Annotated in this window: 17 protein-coding genes; 7 read left to right on the top strand and 10 right to left on the bottom strand. The window is 67.2% G+C overall.

The annotated features are described in order from the left end of the window. Positions 1-138: 138 nt before the first annotated feature. From ACN28G_RS27130 to ACN28G_RS27110, 5 genes are all read right to left on the bottom strand, one after another. The gene (locus ACN28G_RS27130) at positions 139-3561 is read right to left on the bottom strand and encodes a DEAD/DEAH box helicase family protein (RefSeq protein WP_421480639.1); all 3423 of its coding nucleotides are present in this window, start codon (positions 3559-3561) and stop codon (positions 139-141) included. A 44-nt stretch (positions 3562-3605) separates the two neighbouring features. After that, positions 3606-4805, bottom strand: coding sequence for a restriction endonuclease subunit S (locus tag ACN28G_RS27125; RefSeq protein WP_421480638.1), 1200 nt, complete (start codon positions 4803-4805; stop codon positions 3606-3608). Further along, a complete protein-coding gene (locus ACN28G_RS27120) occupies positions 4802-6319 on the bottom strand; it encodes a type I restriction-modification system subunit M (RefSeq protein WP_421480637.1) in 1518 nt (505 codons plus the stop codon). The genes ACN28G_RS27125 and ACN28G_RS27120 overlap by 4 nt, the downstream gene beginning before the upstream one ends. A gap of 457 nt (positions 6320-6776) precedes the next feature. Then, entirely contained in the window at positions 6777-7934 is a 1158-nt protein-coding gene (locus ACN28G_RS27115; RefSeq protein ID WP_421480636.1) for a helix-turn-helix domain-containing protein, read from the bottom strand. Between the two features lie 214 nt (positions 7935-8148). Continuing rightward, complete coding sequence (locus tag ACN28G_RS27110) at positions 8149-8328, bottom strand: hypothetical protein (protein WP_421480635.1); 180 nt, start codon at positions 8326-8328, stop codon at positions 8149-8151. 567 nt (positions 8329-8895) lie between these two features. Here ACN28G_RS27110 and ACN28G_RS27105 point away from each other — a divergent pair. Both ACN28G_RS27105 and ACN28G_RS27100 read left to right on the top strand, forming a co-directional pair. Further along, positions 8896-9777 carry a helix-turn-helix domain-containing protein gene (locus tag ACN28G_RS27105; protein WP_175440406.1) on the top strand — a complete coding sequence of 294 codons (882 nt, stop codon included), beginning with the start codon at positions 8896-8898 and terminating at the stop codon, positions 9775-9777. Between the two features lie 17 nt (positions 9778-9794). Further along, positions 9795-9971: a DUF397 domain-containing protein gene (locus ACN28G_RS27100; protein WP_421480634.1), complete on the top strand. Its 177-nt coding sequence runs from the start codon at positions 9795-9797 to the stop codon at positions 9969-9971. A 351-nt stretch (positions 9972-10322) separates the two neighbouring features. Here ACN28G_RS27100 and ACN28G_RS27095 read toward each other — a convergent pair whose 3' ends face one another. Next, a complete protein-coding gene (locus ACN28G_RS27095) occupies positions 10323-11615 on the bottom strand; it encodes an acetyl-CoA C-acetyltransferase (protein WP_091432985.1) in 1293 nt (430 codons plus the stop codon). A gap of 57 nt (positions 11616-11672) precedes the next feature. Here ACN28G_RS27095 and ACN28G_RS27090 point away from each other — a divergent pair, with 57 nt between their 5' ends. Both ACN28G_RS27090 and ACN28G_RS27085 read left to right on the top strand, forming a co-directional pair. Then, entirely contained in the window at positions 11673-13085 is a 1413-nt protein-coding gene (locus ACN28G_RS27090) for a 3-oxoacyl-ACP reductase (RefSeq protein ID WP_421480633.1), read from the top strand. Further along, positions 13085-13957: a MaoC family dehydratase gene (locus ACN28G_RS27085; protein WP_421480632.1), complete on the top strand. Its 873-nt coding sequence runs from the start codon at positions 13085-13087 to the stop codon at positions 13955-13957. The genes ACN28G_RS27090 and ACN28G_RS27085 overlap by 1 nt, the downstream gene beginning before the upstream one ends. Here ACN28G_RS27085 and ACN28G_RS27080 read toward each other — a convergent pair. From ACN28G_RS27080 to ACN28G_RS27065, 4 genes are all read right to left on the bottom strand, one after another. Next, positions 13923-14132, bottom strand: a complete 210-nt coding sequence (locus ACN28G_RS27080) for a DUF397 domain-containing protein (RefSeq protein ID WP_421480631.1) — start codon at positions 14130-14132, stop codon at positions 13923-13925. The genes ACN28G_RS27085 and ACN28G_RS27080 overlap by 35 nt on opposite strands. A gap of 92 nt (positions 14133-14224) precedes the next feature. Then, positions 14225-16009 (bottom strand): AIPR family protein, encoded by a 1785-nt coding sequence (locus ACN28G_RS27075; protein WP_421480630.1) that lies wholly within the window; start codon positions 16007-16009, stop codon positions 14225-14227. 280 nt (positions 16010-16289) lie between these two features. Beyond that, complete coding sequence (locus tag ACN28G_RS27070; RefSeq protein ID WP_421480985.1) at positions 16290-16481, bottom strand: DUF397 domain-containing protein; 192 nt, start codon at positions 16479-16481, stop codon at positions 16290-16292. Beyond that, complete coding sequence (locus ACN28G_RS27065) at positions 16478-17287, bottom strand: helix-turn-helix domain-containing protein (protein ID WP_421480629.1); 810 nt, start codon at positions 17285-17287, stop codon at positions 16478-16480. Before ACN28G_RS27065 ends, ACN28G_RS27070 begins: the two co-directional genes overlap by 4 nt. A gap of 383 nt (positions 17288-17670) precedes the next feature. Between ACN28G_RS27065 and ACN28G_RS27060 the strand changes: the two genes are divergently transcribed. From ACN28G_RS27060 to ACN28G_RS27050, 3 genes are all read left to right on the top strand, one after another. Next, positions 17671-18090 (top strand): hypothetical protein, encoded by a 420-nt coding sequence (locus ACN28G_RS27060; protein ID WP_421480628.1) that lies wholly within the window; start codon positions 17671-17673, stop codon positions 18088-18090. A 205-nt stretch (positions 18091-18295) separates the two neighbouring features. Further along, on the top strand, positions 18296-19048 hold the full coding sequence (locus ACN28G_RS27055) for an NUDIX hydrolase (RefSeq protein WP_091445732.1): 753 nt from the start codon (positions 18296-18298) through the stop codon (positions 19046-19048). Further along, positions 19045-20025, top strand: coding sequence for a serine/threonine protein kinase (locus ACN28G_RS27050; protein WP_091432975.1), 981 nt, complete (start codon positions 19045-19047; stop codon positions 20023-20025). The genes ACN28G_RS27055 and ACN28G_RS27050 overlap by 4 nt, the downstream gene beginning before the upstream one ends. Positions 20026-20030: the final 5 nt, after the last annotated feature.

Genomic DNA, 20030 nt, shown 5'->3' with positions numbered 1-20030 from the left:
TGGGTGAGTGAACCATGATGTCAGGGTGCCACAACGAGCCAGGCTGCGACAGGATCTTCCGAGGCGACGCCGCACGTCGATCCTCCCCGGCCACGGTAGGGCGTTCCGCGGCCGGGGATTGACCGTGGGCGTGGCTCGCTAGGCGACCTCGGTTGCCGGTGCGGCGGTGGCGTGGACCGACTTGAGGATGGTGATCAGCCGTTCCACGTCGGCGGAGGGGAAGATCGAATCGGGGTTCGGCGCGATGTCGCTGAACGGGGACTCGTAGAGCCGTACCGGCTCCATGACACCGTTGTGCGTCAGGTGGTCGACGATCAACGTGACGAAGCTGATCTGGTTGGCGGTCAGCGTACGGCCGGTCAGGAACTCGCTGAACGCCTCCATCGCCGCCGCCCGGTCGAGCCCGACCAGGGAGCGGACGAAGAGCCCGAGCCCGTCCGACGAGCGGCGGGCCCGGTCGATCTCCTCGGTGCCGCCGCCGCTGGCCACCAGCATCCGTTCCAGCTCGTCGAGATCGGTCGGGGAGAGCTGCTTGTTGCGGCGCAGCTTCTGCAACGCCAGGTGGTTCTCGTGCTCGCGTAGGTACACCCGGGCCTTGGCACGGAACCGTTCGAAGTCGGTGCCGATCCGGATGTCGTTCAGCTCGACTACCGCGATCTCTCCCAGCTCGTCGCTGAAGTCGGTGTAGACGATGGCCCGCTTCGCCAGCGAGATCAACCGCACCAGCCCGCGCAGCCGCCGCCGCATCAGCTCCAGCATCGGCAGGGTCACGTCCCGCCACCACTCGTCCCCGGCCACCTCGTCGAGGAGCTGCTGCTGGTCGCGGACCGCCGGGATGCTGGCCTGCTCCAGCAGCGTCGAGGCGATCTGCTGCACCTGCTGGCGCATCCGCTCGTAGCCGGGCACCACGTCGAACTGGCCGAGCTGGAGGCGCAGCACGATCAGGTCGAACCGCTTGGCCGCCTCGTCGTTGTCCTGCACCGAGGTGGGCAGGCCGGCGAGGTTGCCGCCGATCTCGTCGACCGTGTCCGGGGTCAGCCGGTGCCAGCGGCTGAAGTCAAGGTAGTACTCGACCAGGCGTCGCTTGGGGCGTACGACGAAGTTGTCCAGGTGGGTGCGGATGCCCTCCACCCGGGCGTGCAGGTCGCGGGCTAGCGCCCAGCGCAGGCCGGCTTCGCTCTGGGTCCCGTCGGCGTCGGTCTCCGGCCCGGCGTCGGCGGGCAGTCGCTGGTCGAGACGGTGGATCAGGTCGAGCTGGGCCTTGAACAGCCGCTCGGTGAGCGACTCGGTGAGCTTGCCCTGGGCCTGTTCCGGGTTCTGGTTGAAGTACTCGAAGTTCCGGCAGAAGTCGAAGACCAGGAAGTCCTTCTTGTCCTGCCCCGGCCCGTAGAGATCCTTGCGCAGGCGGGTGCCCCGGCCGATCATCTGGAGGAACTTCGACTTCGACCGGACCGGCTTGCAGAAGACCAGGTTGACGACCTCGGGTACGTCGATGCCGGTGTCCATCATGTCCACCGAGATCGCGATGTGCGGGTCCTTCTCCGGCTGGGCGAAGTCGTCGATGAGGCTCTGCGCGTACTCGGTCTTGTGGGTGATGACCCGGGCGCGCTTGCCGACGTGCGTCGGGTACGCCACGTCGAACCGCTGCTGGATGAAGTCGGCGTGGGCCTGGTTGCGGGCGAAGATGATCGTCTTGCCGATCCGGTCGCCGCCGGCCACCTTGTGCCCGTGAACCATCAACGTCTTCAGGACGTTGTCCACGGTCTCCTTGTTGAACAGCCACTTGTTGACCGCGTCGGTGTCGACGCTGTCCGGCGGGCCGTCGTCACCCCAGTCGAGCGACTCCCATTCCTCCTGCTCCTGCTCGCTGAGGTCGTCGTAGCGGATGCCGTGCCGGTGGAAGTCCGTCGCCACCGAAAAGGCCCGTAGTGGGACGAGGTAGCCCTCGGCCACCGCCTCGTCGAGGTCGTAGTGGTCGGTGGGTACGCCGTCCTCCAGGTGGAACAGGCTGTAGGTGTTGCGGTCGATCTCGTTGCGCGGGGTCGCGGTGAGCCCGACCAGCAGGCCGTCGAACCAGGAGAAGATCGCCCGGTACTTCTGGTACACCGACCGGTGCGCCTCGTCGATGATGACCAGGTCGAAGTAGCCCGGCCCGAAGCGCCGTCCGCCGCTCACGGTCTCGTTGATCAGGCCCATCATGGTCGGGTACGTCGAGACGTACACCCGCCCGTCGTTGTCGCGCTCGGTGACCAGGTTGACCGTGGTCACGCTGGGCAGGTGATTCTTGAACGCGTTGACGGCCTGGGTGACCAGGGCGGTACGGTCGGCGAGGAAGAGCACGTTCTTGACCCAGTTGGCCCGCAGCAGCACGTCGACCAGGGCGATCACGGTCCGGGTCTTGCCCGCGCCGGTGGCCATCACCACGAGCGCCTGCCGCTGCCCGTCCCGCGCGAACGCCTCGCCGATCTTGCGGATCGCCCGGTGCTGGTAGTGCCGCTCGACGATCTCCGACCTGATCGGCACCTCCGCGAGCGGCTGCCGGCTGGCCCGCCGCTGGATCAGCAGCGCCAGCTCGTCCCTGGTGTAGAAGCCCTGCACCGGGCGGGGCGGGTAGGCGGTGTCGTCCCAGAGCCAGGTGTCGTACCCGTTGGTGTAGAAGACGACCGGGCGCTGCCCGTACCGCTGTTCCAGGCAGTCGGCGTAGAGCTTGGCCTGCTGCTGGCCGACGGTCGCGTCCCGGCGGGCGCGCTTGGCCTCGACCAGCGCGAGCGGCTTGCCGTCGTCACCCCACAGCACGTAGTCGACGAAGCCGGTGCCCGTGGCGTTGGGCATCCCGGTCACCGGAAACTCGCGGTCGTCCGGACCGTCGAGCCGCCAGCCGGCCTCAGCAAGCAGCAGATCGATGAAGAGATCCCGGGTCTGCTCCTCGTCGTAGTCGTGGTCGTCGGGGCGGGCCTCGTTGGCGGCCTTCGCGGCGGCGACCTGGGCGCGCAGCCTCGCCAACTCGGCGTCGAGGGTGGCGCTCTTCTCACGCTCGGCGGCCAGGGCCGCGTCCCGGGCGGCAAGCTTCTCCGCGAGCGCCTTCACCTGGGCCTGGGTCCGCTGCTGCACGTCGGCGGCGTCGGCAGGGGCGATCAACTTCGGGTCGAAGACGACCGCGCTCTCCGGGAAATGTGCCTGGTCGCGGGTGTAGCGCCGGGCGATCCAGTACGTGACGTGGAACAGCTCCCGCAGGACCGGCACCGAGTCCTGCTCGGTTACCGGCCGCCGCTCGTGCACGGCCCGGTTGCCCTTCTTGCGGATGATGTCCATCTTGGCCCGCAGGTCGGGGCCGACCAGCTTGCCCAGGGTCGCCTCGTTGATCTTGCCGGCGAGGTCGTTGCGGTACGGCCGCTTCAGCGTCGCGTCGGCGTCGTACAGCCAGCCGAGCGCCAACTCCAGGGTGCGCCGGGCATAGAAGCACGAGACCCGCGGGTCGGCGACGGCAAGCCGCTCGGCCCGCCGGGCCTCGTCAAACAGGAACGACCACTCGTCGGCCCCCAGGAACGCGAAGTTACTCATCGGACGTCTACCCCCCACAGTGGACAGCCCTACAGCCTCTCACATCAGAGCAACCCCCGAAAGGCCCGATCCTGCAACGACGCGAAGAGCGCGTCCAGCTCTGCGAGTGCGCCTCGGTGGGCCGCGCGAAGATCTTCAACTTCCTGCATCCGACCCGCAAACTCGTTCTGTTGTGCCACGGGAGGCACAGGCAAGCACAGTTTGGAAATCTCCTTTGTATTGATGTTAAATTGTACCGATGAACGCCTCGTTACCCGAAGAAACAGACTTCTGCCACCCGAGCTCCTAAAAAACGCACAGATATATTCCGGATTCGCTCGACGAGCGTCAAAACTGAGCCGCATAAGGTGAGAATCAAACGCCCACTGACCTTTCCCGGGGTGGGCGACCACGGCCTTACCGAGATGCTCCTGGCTTGCGATCGCCCGCGCAAGCAAAACATCGCCGTCTTTCACAACGTGACGATTTAAACCAGACCCCTCAAGGTCGACATACTTTCGGTCCGACAGGTCGATCTTCCAATCCTGGATGTTCGCTACGCGCAGGCACAGCCAAGATCCGCCTAGCGCCGAGGCTGGGATCATCGTGCCGTAGGTAGGCGGTTTATCAAAAAGCGTAGACATTGCCGCAACAGGCCATTCCTTTGGATTTGCGACAGGATCGCCAAATATGTCGAGGAAAATTGACTGGGCGAGATCATCGAGGTGCACGAGGGCTTCACGGCGCTTGATGCGCAACTCGTTCGACCGATCCAGCACCTTTGCAATCCGCCTTTGCTCATCCATAGAAGGCATCGGAATCGCAAGATTGGCAAGATAAGACTCTGGCACCCGCCGTTGTCCGGCACTGCCGGTCATTCGCCTTTCGCCAGCCAATTTAACCGCCGGCCTGCGCAGGAAATGGAGAAGGTAGCGTGCATCCAGTCGCGCACTCTTCGGTCTGATCACATGGAACTCGGTAGACCCAACACCCACCGATCGAGCGAGTCGCGCCTGGGCGATTTTTCCGTTCTCGAAGCAAGGCGTGATCTTGGCGACGAGAACGTCTCCGTCTGCAAAAAGAGTATAGCCTTTACTCACCTCAGCGAACGGGCGATCCTGGCAACTATCAGTGGCTCCGGTCACGGCGTCGACCGCCGACATTGGAATGAACGAAATGAGCTCTTCAGCTTCTGGGCGTACAACGAGCCTCGGATTTATCGACGCGACATCGGCCAGCTTGGACAACTCCAACGTAGCCGTCATCCGAGCATCCCCTTCAGATCCGACATGCCCTGCTGGATGTCGGATTCCAGGCGTTCGAGGTCGGCCAGGATGTCGAGCGGGGCGCGGTGCTCGACATCCTCGTGCACAACCTCCTTGTAGCGGTTGAGGCTCAGGTCGTAGCCCTGCTCCACGATGTCGGCCTTGGGGACGCAGAAGCTCTGTTCGGTCCGTGCCCGCTGCAACTCGTCGCCGTCCCGGCGGGACCAGCGCGCCAAGGCATCTGGCAAGTTGTTCTTCGCGTGCTCGCCCTCGGCCAACGCCTCGTCCGGCACCGGCCCCAGTTTCTCGACTGGCAGGAGCGGAGTCCGCTTGTCGTCCAGGCTCCAGCCGTCGGCGGTCACCTCGTAGAACCAGACGTTGTCGGTGCCACCGCTGTTGGTCTTGGTGAAGAGCAGGATCGCCGTGGAGACGCCCGAATAGGGCTTGAAGGTGCCGCTGGGCAGCTTCACCACGCCGTCCAGCTTCTGGTCCTCGACCAGCATCCGGCGCAGCTCCTTGTGCGCCTTGCTCGACCCGAACAACACACCGTCCGGCACGATTACAGCCGCCCTGCCACCGGGTTCCAAAAGCCGGAGGAAGAGTGCGAGAAAGAGCAGCTCGGTCTTTTTGGTCTTGACGACCCGCTGGAGGTCCTTGGCGGTGCTCTCGTAGTCGAGACTGCCGGCGAAGGGCGGGTTGGCCAAGATCAGGGAGTACTTCTCCGACTCGCCACCCACACTCTCGGCCAGCGAGTCACGGTAGCGGATGTCCGGGCTCTCCACGCCGTGCAGCAGCATGTTCATGCTGCCGATCCGCAGCATCGTGGCGTCGAAGTCGAAGCCGTGGAACATTTCCTCGTGGAAGTGCTTCCGCTGCCTCGCATCGTGCAGCGCGTTCGGGTGCGTGCGGCGGACGTACTCGCCGGCCTCGACCAGGAAGCCGGCGCTGCCGCAGGCCGGGTCGCAGATCTCGTCAGCGGGCGTCGGGGCCATCATCTCGACCATCAGTTGGATGATGTGCCGGGACGTACGGAACTGTCCATTGTGACCGGCCGTGGCGATCTTGCCGAGCATGTACTCGTAGATATCGCCCTTGGTGTCCCGGTCCTCCATCGGGATCTTGTCGAGCATGTCGACCACCCGGTCGAGCAACGCCGGGTTGGAGATCGTGAACCGGGCATCCCGCATGTGCTCCGAGTACGTCGACCCGTCGCTGCCGAGCGTCTGGAGGTAGGGGAAGACCTGGTGAGCAACGATCTTGAACATCGTCTCCGGGTCCCGGCGCTTGAACGTGGACCAGCGGAGTTCCTGCTGGTCCGGCTTGAACCGCAGGATGACCGGGGCATCCGGGAAGCGCGCCAGCTTCGACAGCTCCCGGGCCTCGATCTCGTCCAGGCGCTTGATGAAGAGCAGGTAGGTGATCTGCTCGATCACCTCCAGCGGGTTCGAGATGCCGCCCGACCAGAAGGCATCCCAGACGCGGTCGATCTTGCTCTTCAGTTCACCGGTTATCACGTGCCTCGTCCCATGGTGTCGCGTCAGGTTGACCCCACAGACTAGCGGCTGTCGCGATCAAGCGGGGGTGGGCTTGCCAGCCATTTAGACAACCCTGCCCGGCGGCACCATCACCAGGGGCCACCGACGCCGACACTCCTGGCCAGGGCTACCAGGTGCGGGTCGGGGGGGCTGGTGATCTGGTCAGGATGTCGGCGAGGGCTCCTCGGCCGGCTGGGCGTACCCGTACCTCCGCAGGTGCGAGCCAGTCGGCGCTCATGAGCAGCCGGGACGCGGCGGGGACGGTGGCAAAGGTGTCCCGGTGCTCGTGGTCCTCCGTGCCGACGGGTCCCGCGAGCTGTACGCAGCCGACCGGATCCGGGTGGGTCGCTAACCTACCCCTCACCGACCCCGGCGGGGTTGCGCATTCAGGGATAGCGTGGCAGCCGTGACGAGTAAGCATCCGGAGTAAACCTCGTCACCAGGCACCATTCACCCCGGCGGCTTCGGCCAGCGCTCGCAGGTGCGGGTCCGGGGCTGGTGACCGGGTAAGCGTCTCGGCAAGCATCGCCCGCCCGGCTGGTCGTACCCGTAGCTCTGGTGGGGCGAGTTGGTCGGCGGCGAGCAGGGCCCGCGCCGCCCCGGGTGCGTCGCCGGCCGCCAGGTACGCCCCGGCCACGTCGAGCAGGTACGCGGCCCGGTGCTCGATCGGCAGCGGTCGTACCGTCAGGGTTTGGTGTAGGTCGATGGCGGTGTGGTGATCGCCGAGGGTGGCGGCGGTGGTGACCCGGGCCGCGTCGACCGCTGCCCGCTCGGGCCCGTCCGGGGCGGTGAGCGTGGTGGCGTCGTCGAGCAGGTCCCACACTGTCGGCGGGTCGTCGTGGTCTGCGGCGGCAAGGGCGGCCTGGACGAGCAGTGCCGCGCTGGCCGCGCGTTCGGCTGGCGTACCCGAATCGGGGGTGAGTGGGGTGATCTGGTGGGCGGCGGTGATCGTGGTCTCGAAGGCGGCGCGGTGCCGGCCGGCGGCGCGTAGCGCCTGACTCAACGGCAGGGCGGCGACCGCTTCCAGCAGCGGATCGTCGGTGCCGGTGGCCACGGCCAGGCCCCGGTCGGCGGCCAGCCACGCCACCTCCGTCGCGCCGAGTTTCACCGCGAGCTGTGCGGTGAGCCGGTACGCCTGGATGCGCAGCTCGGCGGGGAGCACGCGGCCGTGGGTGTCGTCGAGCAGGTCGGGCAGGAGCCGGAGCAGCGTCGGGTAGTCAGCGTGCTGGTAGACGGCGTCGGCGTGGGCGAGTCGGGTGCGGTACCGGCACGGGTCGGTCGGGGTCTGATCGGCTGTCATCGGTAGCAGGCCGGGGTGGCGGGTGAGCGCGGCCCGGATCGGTTCGACGTCGGCGGTGGTCTCGTCGGCGGGCCGGGGTGGGGTGGCCTCGCCCAGGAGAAGGTCCGGGTCGACGTCGAGCGCCTCGGCCACCTCCCGCAGCACCGACCACTTGTCCAGCCGGCGTACCCCACGCTCGACCTTGTCGACCCACGACTTGGACTTACCGAGCCGGTCGGCGAAGACCTGCTGCGACATCTTCCGCCGCTGCCGCCAGTACGCCACCCGCCGACCGACCGGCAGACCGTCGTTCACGACGCCACCGCCGCTCGCGTCGCCCCCACTGCTGACGGGGCCACTGCTACTCGCGGGGCCAGGGCGGCGAGCTGCGACCGCCACCACGTCAGCTCCTCGCAGGTGGCAACCGTGTCGGCGGTGCAGCGCCAGCACGGACGACCACTGTCGTGAACGGCCACCATCCGCCGCCCCACGACGCTGATGGCCTCGTCGTCGATCGCCTCGTCCACGCTCACCGTCGGCCCCGCCGATCCGGCTTGGCCTGCGTGATGTCGTCGAGCGGGGTCCGCTCGGCCTCGGCCTGGGCGAGAATCCGCTGCCTGGCTGCCTCGTGCTCGGCGGCCTGCTGCTCGGCGGCCTGGATCTCGGCCGCGCCCGGCCGGTCAGGCTTGCTACGGGTACGTCTGCTCATCACCATCCCCTTGCGACTGATGTTGTGGTGGGGCGGGTTACCGCTGCCCCTGGCGGTAGCGGTACCAGGCCGCGAGCCGGGTACGCGCGAGTCGAACCGCCCGGCACCAGGCGCTGTCCGTGCAGTCCGGACAGCGGTGATGCCGGTGGTATTCCAGGACGTACCAGGCCTGCTGGACCAGGTGGGGCGTCCGCCGGGCCGTCATGACCAGCAACCCGCCCGGTATTCCCCGGCGAGAGTGAGCAACAGCGGTTCCGGCAGGTAGACCACCCGGGCCACCCCCACAGCCCGGTACGACACCTCCGGCGTGGCATAGCTCGGCGGCTGACCCAGACGGTCGAGTGGGCTCGCCCGGCGGCGGGTGAACGGCCAGAGCCGCCACCGCGGGCCGGTGCGCGTTGGGTTCTTCGCATGCCGAGCCATCAGACCTCCAGGAACGTAACGGCTTCCACTCAGAGAGTGACAAAGCTGATGCGAGAAGTCTAGAGTTCCATGGAAGAATTCCATGGAACTAGCGGATTCGCTCCGCGTTCCTTGATCTCGGAGGTGGAGAGGAGAACACTGGCGGTGTTCACGACCCTGGAGGTAGACGTGGCGAGGGCAAGTGGCCCGACGATCGCGCGATGGCAGCTCGGCAGAGAGCTGCACCGACTCCGCGAGGCGGCGAAGGTCTCGCACAAGGAGGTCGCGGCAGAGCTGGGCTGTTCCGAGTCCAAGGTCTACAAGATCGAGTCTGGCGACGTCGGGGTCAGCCGGGCCGACGTGATCGTGATGCTGACGCGGTACGGAGTTGACGACGACCGTCTTCGGGAGACCGCCCTGGACCTTCAGCGCCAAGGCAAGGAGCGCGGCTGGTGGGCGAAGTTCGGTCAGCTTCCCGCCCCGTACAGCATGTACATCGGGCTGGAATCCGCTGCGACGGCGATCCGGAACTTCGAGCTGGCCGCCGTGCCCGGCCTACTCCAGACCGAGCGGTACGCCCAAGCCATCTTCGACCAGCAGCGGATGACCGAGGCGGCAGCCGAGCGACAGAAACGACTCCAGGTACGACTAGCGCGACAGGCATGCCTCACCGAGGAGCCGTTGCTCAACCTTTGGACGATCATCGACGAAAGCACGCTTCACCGCCAGGTCGGTGGTCGGGAGGTGCTGCGCGAGCAGTTGCTCCACCTGGTCGAGATGAGCGAACGCGACAACATCGACATCCAGGTTCTGCCGTTCGGTGAGGGCGCCCACCCGGGAATGCTCGGTTCGGTTGCCATCCTTGAGTTTCCGAAGGATGTGCACACCCCGGTCGCCTACGTCGAGAGCTTTGGCGGCGACGTGTATCTGGAGCGTGAGGAGGACATGCGCCGGGTTACCCTGGCCTATACACACCTGCATAGCTCGGCCCTCAGCTCCACGAAGTCTCGTCAGTTGATCGCCGATGCCGCCAGGAAGCTGGCGTAGCAGAAGGAGGAACGGCCGTGCAGCCGAAGTGGCGCAAGAGCAGCAAGAGCCAGAGCAACGGTCAGTGCGTCGAGGTCGCGGACAACATTCCCGGAGTTGTCGCCGTCCGGGACAGCAAGGACAAGGCCGGTCCCGCCCTGGCCTTCGACACCCAGGGCTGGCGTACCTTCGTCGACTCCCTCAAGAACAACTAGCCCCGGCCCGCTTCGGGGAGATCTGTGGTCGCCAGGGTGACCACAGATCTCCCCAAAGTCCTCGGCTGCCAACCCCGACCCCGCCCGAGCCGGAACACTTTGCTCTCGACGGTTTAGATCTTGGACATTTAGCGTCCGAATACGACGGTAAATGTCCAAGATCTACGTTGCGGCGGTTGGTGGGCGGCGATGTCGTGGGTGACTCAGCTCGACAGGCACCGGAGGGCATGTCGCCGTCGCACCGGGCGCACGAGCCAGAAGATCTTGGAGGATTTCGGCCCCCGGAGGGGCACATTTCTTCCAAGATCTTTCAAGGCTCCGCACAGCAGCGGAGCGGCCGCGCCGACGCGCTCAGCGTTCCAGGATGGCGGTGACGCCCTGGCCGCCGGCGGCGCAGATGGAGATCAGGCCCCGGCCGGTGCCGGCCTCGGCGAGCAGCTTGGCCAGGGTGGCCACGATCCGGCCGCCGGTCGCGGCGAACGGGTGGCCGGCGGCCAACGAGGAGCCGACCACGTTGAGCCGGTCCCGGTCGATCGGGCCGAGCGGGGCGGCCAGGCCGAGCCGGTCGGCGCAGAACTCCGGCGACTCCCACGCGGCCAGGGTGGCCAGCACCTGGGCGGCGAACGCCTCGTGGATCTCGTAGAAGTCGAAGTCCTGGAGCTTCGTCCCGGCCCGCTCCAGCAGCCGGGGCACCGCGTAGGCCGGGGCCATCAGCAGCCCCTCGTCGCCGCTGACGAAGTCGACCGCGGCCGTCTGTGACCAGGAGAACCAGGCAAGCACCGGCAGGTGGTGCTCCCGGGCCCACTGCTCGGAGGCGAGCAGCACGGTGGACGCGCCGTCGGTGAGCGGGGAGGAGTTGCCGGCGGTCAGGGTGGCCCGCCCGGCGTCCGGGCCGTCGGTGCCGAAGACCGGCTTCAGCGCGCCGAGCTTGGCCACACTGGTGTCCGGGCGCAGGTTCTGGTCCCGGGTCAGACCGAGGTACGGGGTGACCAGGTCGTCGAAGAACCCCCGGTCGTACGCGGCGGCGAGCCGCTGGTGCGAGCGGAGCGCCAACTCGTCCTGGGCCTGCCGGTCGACGTCCCAACGCACCGCGGTCCGGGCCGCGTGCTCACCCATGGAGAGTCCGGTACGCGGCTCGGCGTTGCGCGGCAGCTCCGGCCGGAACGGCTGCTGCGGGCGCAGCCGGGCGGCGAGCTTCAACCGTTCGCCGAGGGTACGCGCGGAGTTGAGCCGGAGCAGGGTACGCCGCAGCTCCTCGTTGACCGCGAGCGGCGCGTCGGAGGTGCTGTCGACGCCACCGGCGATGCCCACGTCGAGCTGCCCGAGGGCGATCTTGTTGGCGACCAGGATCACCGCCTCCAGGCCGGTGCCGCAGGCCTGCTGGATGTCGTACGCCGGGGTGCGCGGGTCGAGTTTCGAGCCGAGCACCACCTCACGGGTCAGGTTGAAGTCCTTCGAGTGCTTGAGCACCGCCCCCGCGACCACCTCGCCTACCTGCTGACCGGCCAGCCCGAACCGGGCGACCAGCCCGTCCAGCGCCGCGCCGAGCAGATCGGCGTTGCTGGCGTCGGCGTACCGGGAGTTGGACCGGGCGAAGGGGACACGGTTGCCACCGATGACGGCGACCCGCCGGATGCTCTGCACGAACCCGCCTCCGTTGTGCTGACTTGCCGACAACCTACCGACCAGTAGGCTACGCCCATGACCGACAGGTACGCGACTTTCGTCCAATCGGCGGCCGGCCGTGCCCTGGTCAAGCGCCTGGGTCTGCCCGACCCGCCGCGACTGCGCCGGTTCACCCCCGGCGATCCGCTGCTGCCCGCCCCGTTCGTGCTCGGCGGCGACGGGCGGCTCACCGACCGGGTCCGCCGGATCCTGCTGGCCACCGGCGCCACCATGCGCGACACCGCGACCGACCCGACCACCGGCACGGCGGAACCAGCAGGCGGCGCTGCGGACACGACGGCCGGCGCGGCCGACCGGCGGAGGGCGGCGAACGGGGCGCTGATCTACGACGCCACCGGCATCGTCGACTCCACCCAACTGCGTCAGGTGTACGACTTCCTCCACCCGAGGGCCCGCTCGCTGGCCTCCGGTGGCCGGGTGGTCGTGCTGGGCACCCCGCCCGAGGAGTGCGCCACGCCCCGCCAGGCGACCGCCCAGCGGGCCCTGGAGGGGCTGACCCGCAGCATCGGCAAGGAGTTCGGGCGCGGCAGCACCGCCCAACTGGTCTACGTCACCGGCGACGCGGACGACGGCACCTGGGTCAGCCTGGAGGCGACCCTGCGGTTCCTGCTCTCCGGCCGGTCGGCGTACGTCTCCGGGCAGGTCATCCGGGTCGGTTCCGGCCGGGCCACCGCCCCGACGGACTGGCACCGCCCCCTGGACGGGCAGGTGGTCCTGGTCACCGGGGCGGCCCGGGGCATCGGCGCGGCGGTGGCCGAGGTGCTGGCCCGCGACGGCGCTCAGGTGGTGGCCCTGGACGTACCGGCGGCCGGTGACGCCCTCGCGGCGGTGGCGAACCGGCTCGGCGGCAGCGCCGTCCAGCTCGACCTGACCGCCCCGGACGCGCCGGCCCGGCTCGCCGAACACCTGGCCGGACGGTACGGCCGCGTCGACGCGGTGGTGCACAACGCCGGCATCACCCGGGACAAGACCCTGGCCCGGATGGACCCCGACCGGTGGGACACCGTCCTGGACGTCAACCTCTCCAGCCAGGAACGGATCAACGATCTTCTGCTGGAGCGGGAACTGGTCCCGGCCGGCGGGCGACTGGTCGCGGTCTCCTCGATCGCCGGGATCGCCGGCAACCGGGGGCAGACCAACTACGCCACCAGCAAGGCCGGCGTGATCGGCCTGGTCCAGTCGCTGGCCCCGGCCCTGCGGGAGCGGGAGATCAGCGTCAACGCGGTCGCCCCCGGGTTCATCGAGACCCGGATGACCGCCAAGATGCCGTTGGCGCTGCGCGAGGCGGGTCGCCGGATGAACAGCCTCGCCCAGGGCGGCCTGCCGGTGGACGTGGCCGAGACGATCGGCTGGCTGACCTGGCCCGCCTCCGGCGCGGTCACCGGCAACGTGGTCCGGGTCTGCGGCCAGAGCCTGCTGGGGGCCTGATGACCGACCGGACGCGGATCGAGCTGGACCGGCTGCCGACGGCCGGGCCGTCGTACCGGCGGGCCCTGCTCGGCGCGCTGCCGCTGGGCGGCCGCCGGGGCGGCGACACCCTGCCGGCGGTGGAGTTCGCCGTCGCCGGGGTCACCGTCGACCGGACCCACCTGGCCGAGTACGACCGGGTCTGCGGCTTCCGGCTGACCGACGAGGTGCCGGGGACGTACCCGCACGTGCTCGGCTTTCCGTTGGCGCTGCGGCTGATGACCGGTGCGGGTTTCCCGCTGCCCCTGATCGGCCTGGTGCACGTGGCCAACCGGATCACCGTGCACCGCCGGATCGACGCCGGCGAGACCCTCGACCTGGTCGCGTACGCCGAGGGGTTGCGCCCGCACGAGCGGGGCCGGCAGGTCGACGTGGTGCTGCTCGCCTCGGTCGCCGGGGTGCCGGTGTGGCACGGCGTCTCGACGTACCTGCGTCGGGAGCCGACCCCCGACGGCCGCGCCGGGCGCGACCACCGCGACCGTCCCACGCCGCCGCCGGCCTCCGCCCACTGGCGGGTCACCCCGCAGACTGGTACGGAGTACGCCCGGGTCTCCGGCGACCACAACCCGATCCACACCTCCCGGCTGGGCGCCCGCCTGTTCGGCTTCCCCCGCCCGATCGCGCACGGCATGTGGAGCAAGGCCCGCTGCCTGGCCGCGCTGGCGGGTAGGTTGCCGGCGGCGTACACGGTGGCGGTGGAGTTCAAGGCACCGGTGCGGCTACCGTCGACGGTCGGCTTCCACAGCACGCCCGACGGCGCTTTCGCCCTGCACGATCCCCGCACCGGCCGTCCCCACCTCACCGGCACCCTGACCAGCCTCGCTCAGCGCTGAACTGTCCGACGAACGCCCGCCACGCCGACGGCGGGAGGGCGAGCGTCCCACCAGCACGGTCCTTCATGTCCCGCACCAGCACAATGCCGACAAGGTTGTCGGCGACCTCGACGCAGTTACCGCCATTGGTCGAGGAACGTGACGACGTACGCCACAGAGCGCCCGTCAGGTCCATGCACTCAGCACTCCATTGATCACCACCACTGCCCTGCCGCCTTGGATTACAACCGCATCGACATTAGCTTGAACTTCGCCAAGAAACGTTCGCTAGCGAAGTGCTCTGATGAAACGTGCCGCAAAGTTTGAGTTTTTGCTCATTTCCGCTGGAGGAATCGCCAGAAGATGTTCGACAAAGTCGGGGCCCTTGGCAATTTTATCGAGCGAATTCTTTGTCCGACTTGTGTGAATAACAAACTCGGCACGAAGAAAATCCAAGGACTCTGGCAGCCCTGCGTCCGCCAGCGGCGTGCCAGCCGAAGCTAGTCGACTCAGCTGCTTTGGAGATCGCACAGGTTGTCCAACAAGCTTCGACGTCGCCACCATTGCTAAGTGGAAACGGTAGTTATTTCGTTCAGCTACGCTCACCTCCGCCACCTCAGAAGCCAGAAATGCATCGATCTCTTTCTGGGCGCGAGCAACCCAAAGATAGATCTCCACCGGAATTTCTTTGGAAAAGATCCGCCGGTACTCTTCATCGCGCTTCAGAAGACTTGAAGGACGAGCTCGGGAGTTGTCAGGTCGACTCAACCCCATTGCCATGACAGCCTGGGCGAGCAGCGAGATACTCACAATCCGTTCCGGGCTGCGCCCGCTGTTTCGATAAAAGTTTTTCCGACGATCGTAATACCAATCTCTTCCAAGAAAATAGGCTTCGATATCCCGTTGAATATCGTCGGTTGCCCGCAACGAGGCTGCCGGTACCGAGGTTTGACGATTAGTCGCCCGAATTACAAGGTCACGGGTGGCAAGGTCGTCCCCAGTAACCAAGATTCGGACGAGCACGGAGCGATCGAAAGCTGGATGACCCTCTGGCGCAGCCCTGAAGAAATTGAATATCGTATGGGATGACTGAAGTCCGTTGACCACTTGGACATCATCAAGGGAATACGTCTTGCCGACCGCCGTCGCTTTTGAGCATACGATAGTCACCCCGTTATTGAGCCACCAGAACTCCGGGCCATCGACATTATCCAGCGATTCACGGATCTCGCGGTTCACCTCTACATCACCTTGATAGTCGCGAACATTCCAATCGAAAATATGTCGCCGCAACTGGCCATCCTCATCCTTTAGAAAAGCAACATAGTCACGCAACCTTACGAGTGCTACGTGACTGTTACCACTAGTTGCATTTTCTTGATAGGTGAGTTCTGTTGTATACGAGGGAACGGCGTTTGCTCGCCGCCACAATTCTGCCGCTCCAAGGAACTCAACGTGACCTTTGGCGCCAGATATCACGCTAGCTAGCTGTCTCTCCAGATCTCGTGCCTTTATTTCGACTTTGGCATTAATCGAGTTTGGCCCAGTTGTCCGCCCTCGAGTCGCATAAACAAAGTGGATTTCTACCTGAGGGTGCCGGGTAGCTAGCACTCGAAGAGATTTTCGAAAAAAGCCCGTACGCGACACAGTACCCGGCGAGTAGAGCTTCAGGAGATCTTCCTCATCCTCTGACAGGCTAAGGAGTCGCGAAAGCGCGGCAGCTGCTTTGTCGATGGCCGTCTCGGTGAACGACGTTTCCCGCTTTGCCTGCACCAGCCAAAGATGGAGCTTGACCCCACGTGGGAGCCTGCTTGCCGAGAACCCATCTTGCAGCAAATCACTATCTTCGGACAAGAGAACGCCATCGACAAACATATAGATTGCGTCAATGGCTCCATCGTTACTGCCTCCGATGACACCCTCGGCTACTTCCTCTGAAGAGAGTTGCCGAACGGCTAGAGCCTGTTCTGAAGCGAAGAGCTCGAAGGCCTCATCGTCTCGAATTGGGACGGATCTTTCGGCTTGCCGCTGGACCAGAACTTGATCAAGCAACACCTGCTCGTTGTCAGCCACTTCGGAAGTGTAAGGGAGACATGCGCACGATTTATAGTCCTGTTTGAACCGAGTTTGCTGCGCACCAGTCAGGCTGTGGACAGCCCTGAGGTCCGAGAAGCCATTGACTTTCAGGCCAAGGCCACCACTCTCCTTGAGCCCGGATGAGCGGCCATGCCGGTGATGCCCTATTCGCGAACCGTCAGGCACGATCCTCTGTGAGACTTGCCCTCCTACGGCACATGCATGATGAGCTGCGCTTGACCGGGTTCATTCCTCGGGAAGCTCGTCACGAGAGCACTTAAGTCGCGCACCGTAGGGCGCTCTGCTTGACAAACGCACGCCACGCCGAGGGCGAGAAGGCGAGCGTCCCACCATCGCGGTCCTTGGTGTCCCGCACCAACACGACAACGGCAAGGTTGTCGGCGACCTCGACGCAGGCTCCACCGTTGGTCGAGGAACGCGACGATGTACGCCACCGAGCACCCGTCACACTGTCCATGTCTTCGCCGCTTCCTTGAGTACGTCGAGTGTCTGTCCAAGCGGGAGAGCTTCGCCTCGGACGGCGTCCCACGACAGCCCAAGGCTAGCAACTGGCTCCGGTCGATCGGTGATCTGCGCTGACAGCTGGGTGTCCGCATAGCCGGCCCGTGATCCGTCAGGCAGGTCCGCCAGGATGAACGCGCCAGCGAGCCCGGAGTAGATGCCAGCCGAGAGCGGCACGACGTGCAACTGGATATGTGGCATGTCGGCGTAGGTGAGCAGGTGCACGACCTGCTCGGCCATCACGCCTGGATCACCACAGACGCGGCGAAGGACCATCTCGTCGAGGATGACGAAAAGTTGTGGAGCTGGATCCCGTTCGAGAACCGCCTGCCGTCCCAGCCGTGCCGCGACGCATCGGTCAAGATCCGCTACTGGGACCCGCGCCGCCCGGAAGGTCGCCCGCGCATACCCCTCAGTCTGGAGAAGACCAGGCACGAACGCCGGCTCGTACCAGCGCAGTGCGGTTGCCTCGCGTTCGATCTCGATCCACTCACGCATCCAGACCGGGGCCGCGTCGCCTTTGACCAGCTCGGTCCAGAGCGTCGCGAAGAACTCGCCGGTGGCCAGCGCGCCGTCGACAGCGGTCAGGTACGGCAGCGTCGGCTGCTTCGTTCCCGTCTCGATCGCGCTCACCTGCGAGTCCGAGCAGAAGACCCGCTCGCCGAGTTGGGCCTGCGTGAGCCCGGCCGCTACCCGACGCCGTCGCAGCTCACGAATCAGGTACTCGGAAGGAGAGACTCCCACGCGTTCCACACCTTTCCCTGACAGGTCCGGTCGTTTGCCGCAAGACCCTGACCGACTGTCACGTTCCGCGATCACTCGACAACTCTTCCGAGAGTACGGGCCGGACGTCCACCGTGGAGCCCTGCACACGCGAGTCACCGGAGGACCCCACTCGGCGGTCCGACCTATCGAGAGGGGTACCCGATGAGTCTCAGCCGACAGGGTGGGCATCGACAGCTCGGCCTGACATCCGGTTCGGCGAGGCGATCGATGCGGGGTGACCGGCGGTGACGGGATCAGGGTTGCTGGACTGGGAGACCCGACACCTCGGGTACGGGCCGTTGTGGGACTGCGGGTTCTGCGGCGAGCCGTGGCCGTGCCCGTCGTTTCGGGCCGGCGGAGGAGACGCGCAGATGGTCGGAGCGCTGCTCCACCTGGCCCACCGGGCGATCCGGGACCTGCCCCAGTTGCCGGCCGTAGAGGTGGTACGCCGCTTCGTCTTCGTCACCCGGTTGACCGACGACGAGGCCCGACGGATCGCCCTGTACCTGATGCGTTCGCGGTATCCGGTGGCCGACGAGCCGGGTACCGCGCACACCCCGATGCGTCCGCTCTGGCGCTGCTCGCAGTGTCGGCAGGAGTGGCCGTGCGAGCCGGCCCGCGAGGCGCTCCTCCGCCGCTTTGCCGGGGAACGGGACGCGCTGCTGATCCAGCTTGGCGCGTTGCTCGCGCACGCCGGCGACCAGCTTCGCCAAATCGGGGCCCACCCGACACCCGTCGAGTTGGACCGCCGGTTCCTCTCCTGGGCTCGATCCCTACCACCAGGAAGCTGACCGATCCGACCAGACGGTGATCGACTCGGTTGGGCTGATATGGCGGTATCCAGGCACCCAGAACACCACCATATCCGCCCAACCGAGTCGATCAAGGACCGAGACAGCGACTGCGGGGCTGGACAGTCACCCGATCGTGAGCTACGTTGTTCTCACATCGAGTTCTTCTCAGATCGAGATGAACGCCTTCGAGGGAGTGCGTACCGTGAATGAGCAGGAGTTTCTCGCCGACTACGACCCCCGGGCGTACCCGGCGGTCGCGGTGACCGTGGACGTGGTCGCGCTGACCGTCCGCGACGGCGCGCTGCACCTGCTGCTGATCCGGCGGGCCGAGCCGCCGTACGCCGGGCACTGGGCCCTGCCTGGCGGTTTCGTCCACCCCGACGAGGACCTGCTCGCCGGCGCCCGCCGCGAGCTGGCCGAGGAGACCGGGCTCGGCGGCGAGCGGCTCGGCCGGGTGCACCTGGAGCAGCTGGCCAGCTACGGCGACCCCGGCCGGGACCCCCGGATGCGGATCGTCTCCGTGGCCCACCTGGCGTTCGCCCCCGACCTGCCCGACCCGGCCGCCGGCAGCGACGCCGACGAGGCAGCCTGGCTGCCGGTGACCGCGCTAACCAGCCGGCCGCTCGCCTTCGACCACGCCCGGATCATCGACGACGGCCTGGAGCGGGCCCGGTCCAAGCTGGAGTACACCCCGCTGGCCACCCGCTTCCTCGACCCCGAGTTCACCATCGGCGAGCTGCGCGCGGTCTACGAGACGGTCTGGGGGCACGAGCTGCACGCCGGCAACTTCCACCGCAAGGTGCTCTCCGTGCCGGGCTTCGTGGAGGGCACCGGCACCAGCACCGAGCGGGGCGGGGCGCGGGGCGGCCCGCGCGCCCGGCTCTACCGGGCCGGCGACGCCCGCCTGCTGCACCCGGCGCTGCTGCGCCCCGCCCGGGAGGAGACGATCCGGTGAGGACAGACGAGGCCCTGCGGCTGGTCGCCGCCGCCCGTACCGACGCCGACCTGTTCGGCGCGGACGACCCGGCCCGCCGCTACCGCCAGCTGGTCGCGGCCCTGCACCCCGACCGCCTGGGCAACACCACCGACCGGGTACGCGCCACAGCCACCGACGCGTTCGTCCAGGTCACCACCAGGTGGCAGGCCCAGCGCACCGGCGGTGTCCCGCTCGGCGACTACCGCCTCGGCGCGCTGCGGCACGCCGGTGACCTGGCCGACCTCTACGACGTCGGGGCGGACCGGCTGCTCAAGCTGCCCCGGAACCCGGCCGACAACGACCTGATGGCCCGCGAGGTGCACGCGCTGGAGACCATCGTCGAGCGCGGCGATCCCCGGCACCTGCCGTACGTGCCACGGCTGGTGGAGAGCTTCCGGCACCGGGACCCGGCCACCGGTGCCGAACGGCGGGTCAACGTGCTGGCCGCCGTACCCGGGTTGCACAGCCTGGACGAGGTGCGGCAGGCGTACCCGGACGGGGTCGACCCGCGGGACGCGGCCTGGATGTGGCGGCGGTTGCTGGTCGCCCTCGGCCTGGCCCACCGGGCCGGGATCGCGCACGGCGCGGTGCTGCCCCGGCACGTCCTGATCGAGCCGGACGCGCACGGTCTGGTCCTGGTCGACTGGTGCTTCTCGACCCCGCTCGGCCACACCGTGCCGGCGCTGGTCCCCGGCTTCGACGACTGGTACCCGGCCGAGGTGACCAACCGGCAGCCGGCCGGGGCGGGCACCGACCTGGCGATGGCGGCCCGCTGCATGACCTGGCTGATGGGCCGCCGCGCCCCACGCGAGCTGCTCGCCTTCGCCCGCGGCTGCCAGCAACGGCAGCTACGGTCCCGGCCCGACGACGCCTGGCACCTGCTGGGCGAGTTCGACCAGGTGCTGGAACGGGTCTACGGCCCCCGCACCTTCCGACCCTTCACCCTCACCCCCTAAGGAGG

This window comes from Micromonospora sp. WMMA1923 (assembly GCF_049179195.1).
GTDB lineage: Bacteria > Actinomycetota > Actinomycetes > Mycobacteriales > Micromonosporaceae > Micromonospora > Micromonospora yangpuensis.
Note: the sequence above shows the minus strand (reverse complement) of the source record. Positions and strands in the feature narration are given on the sequence as shown.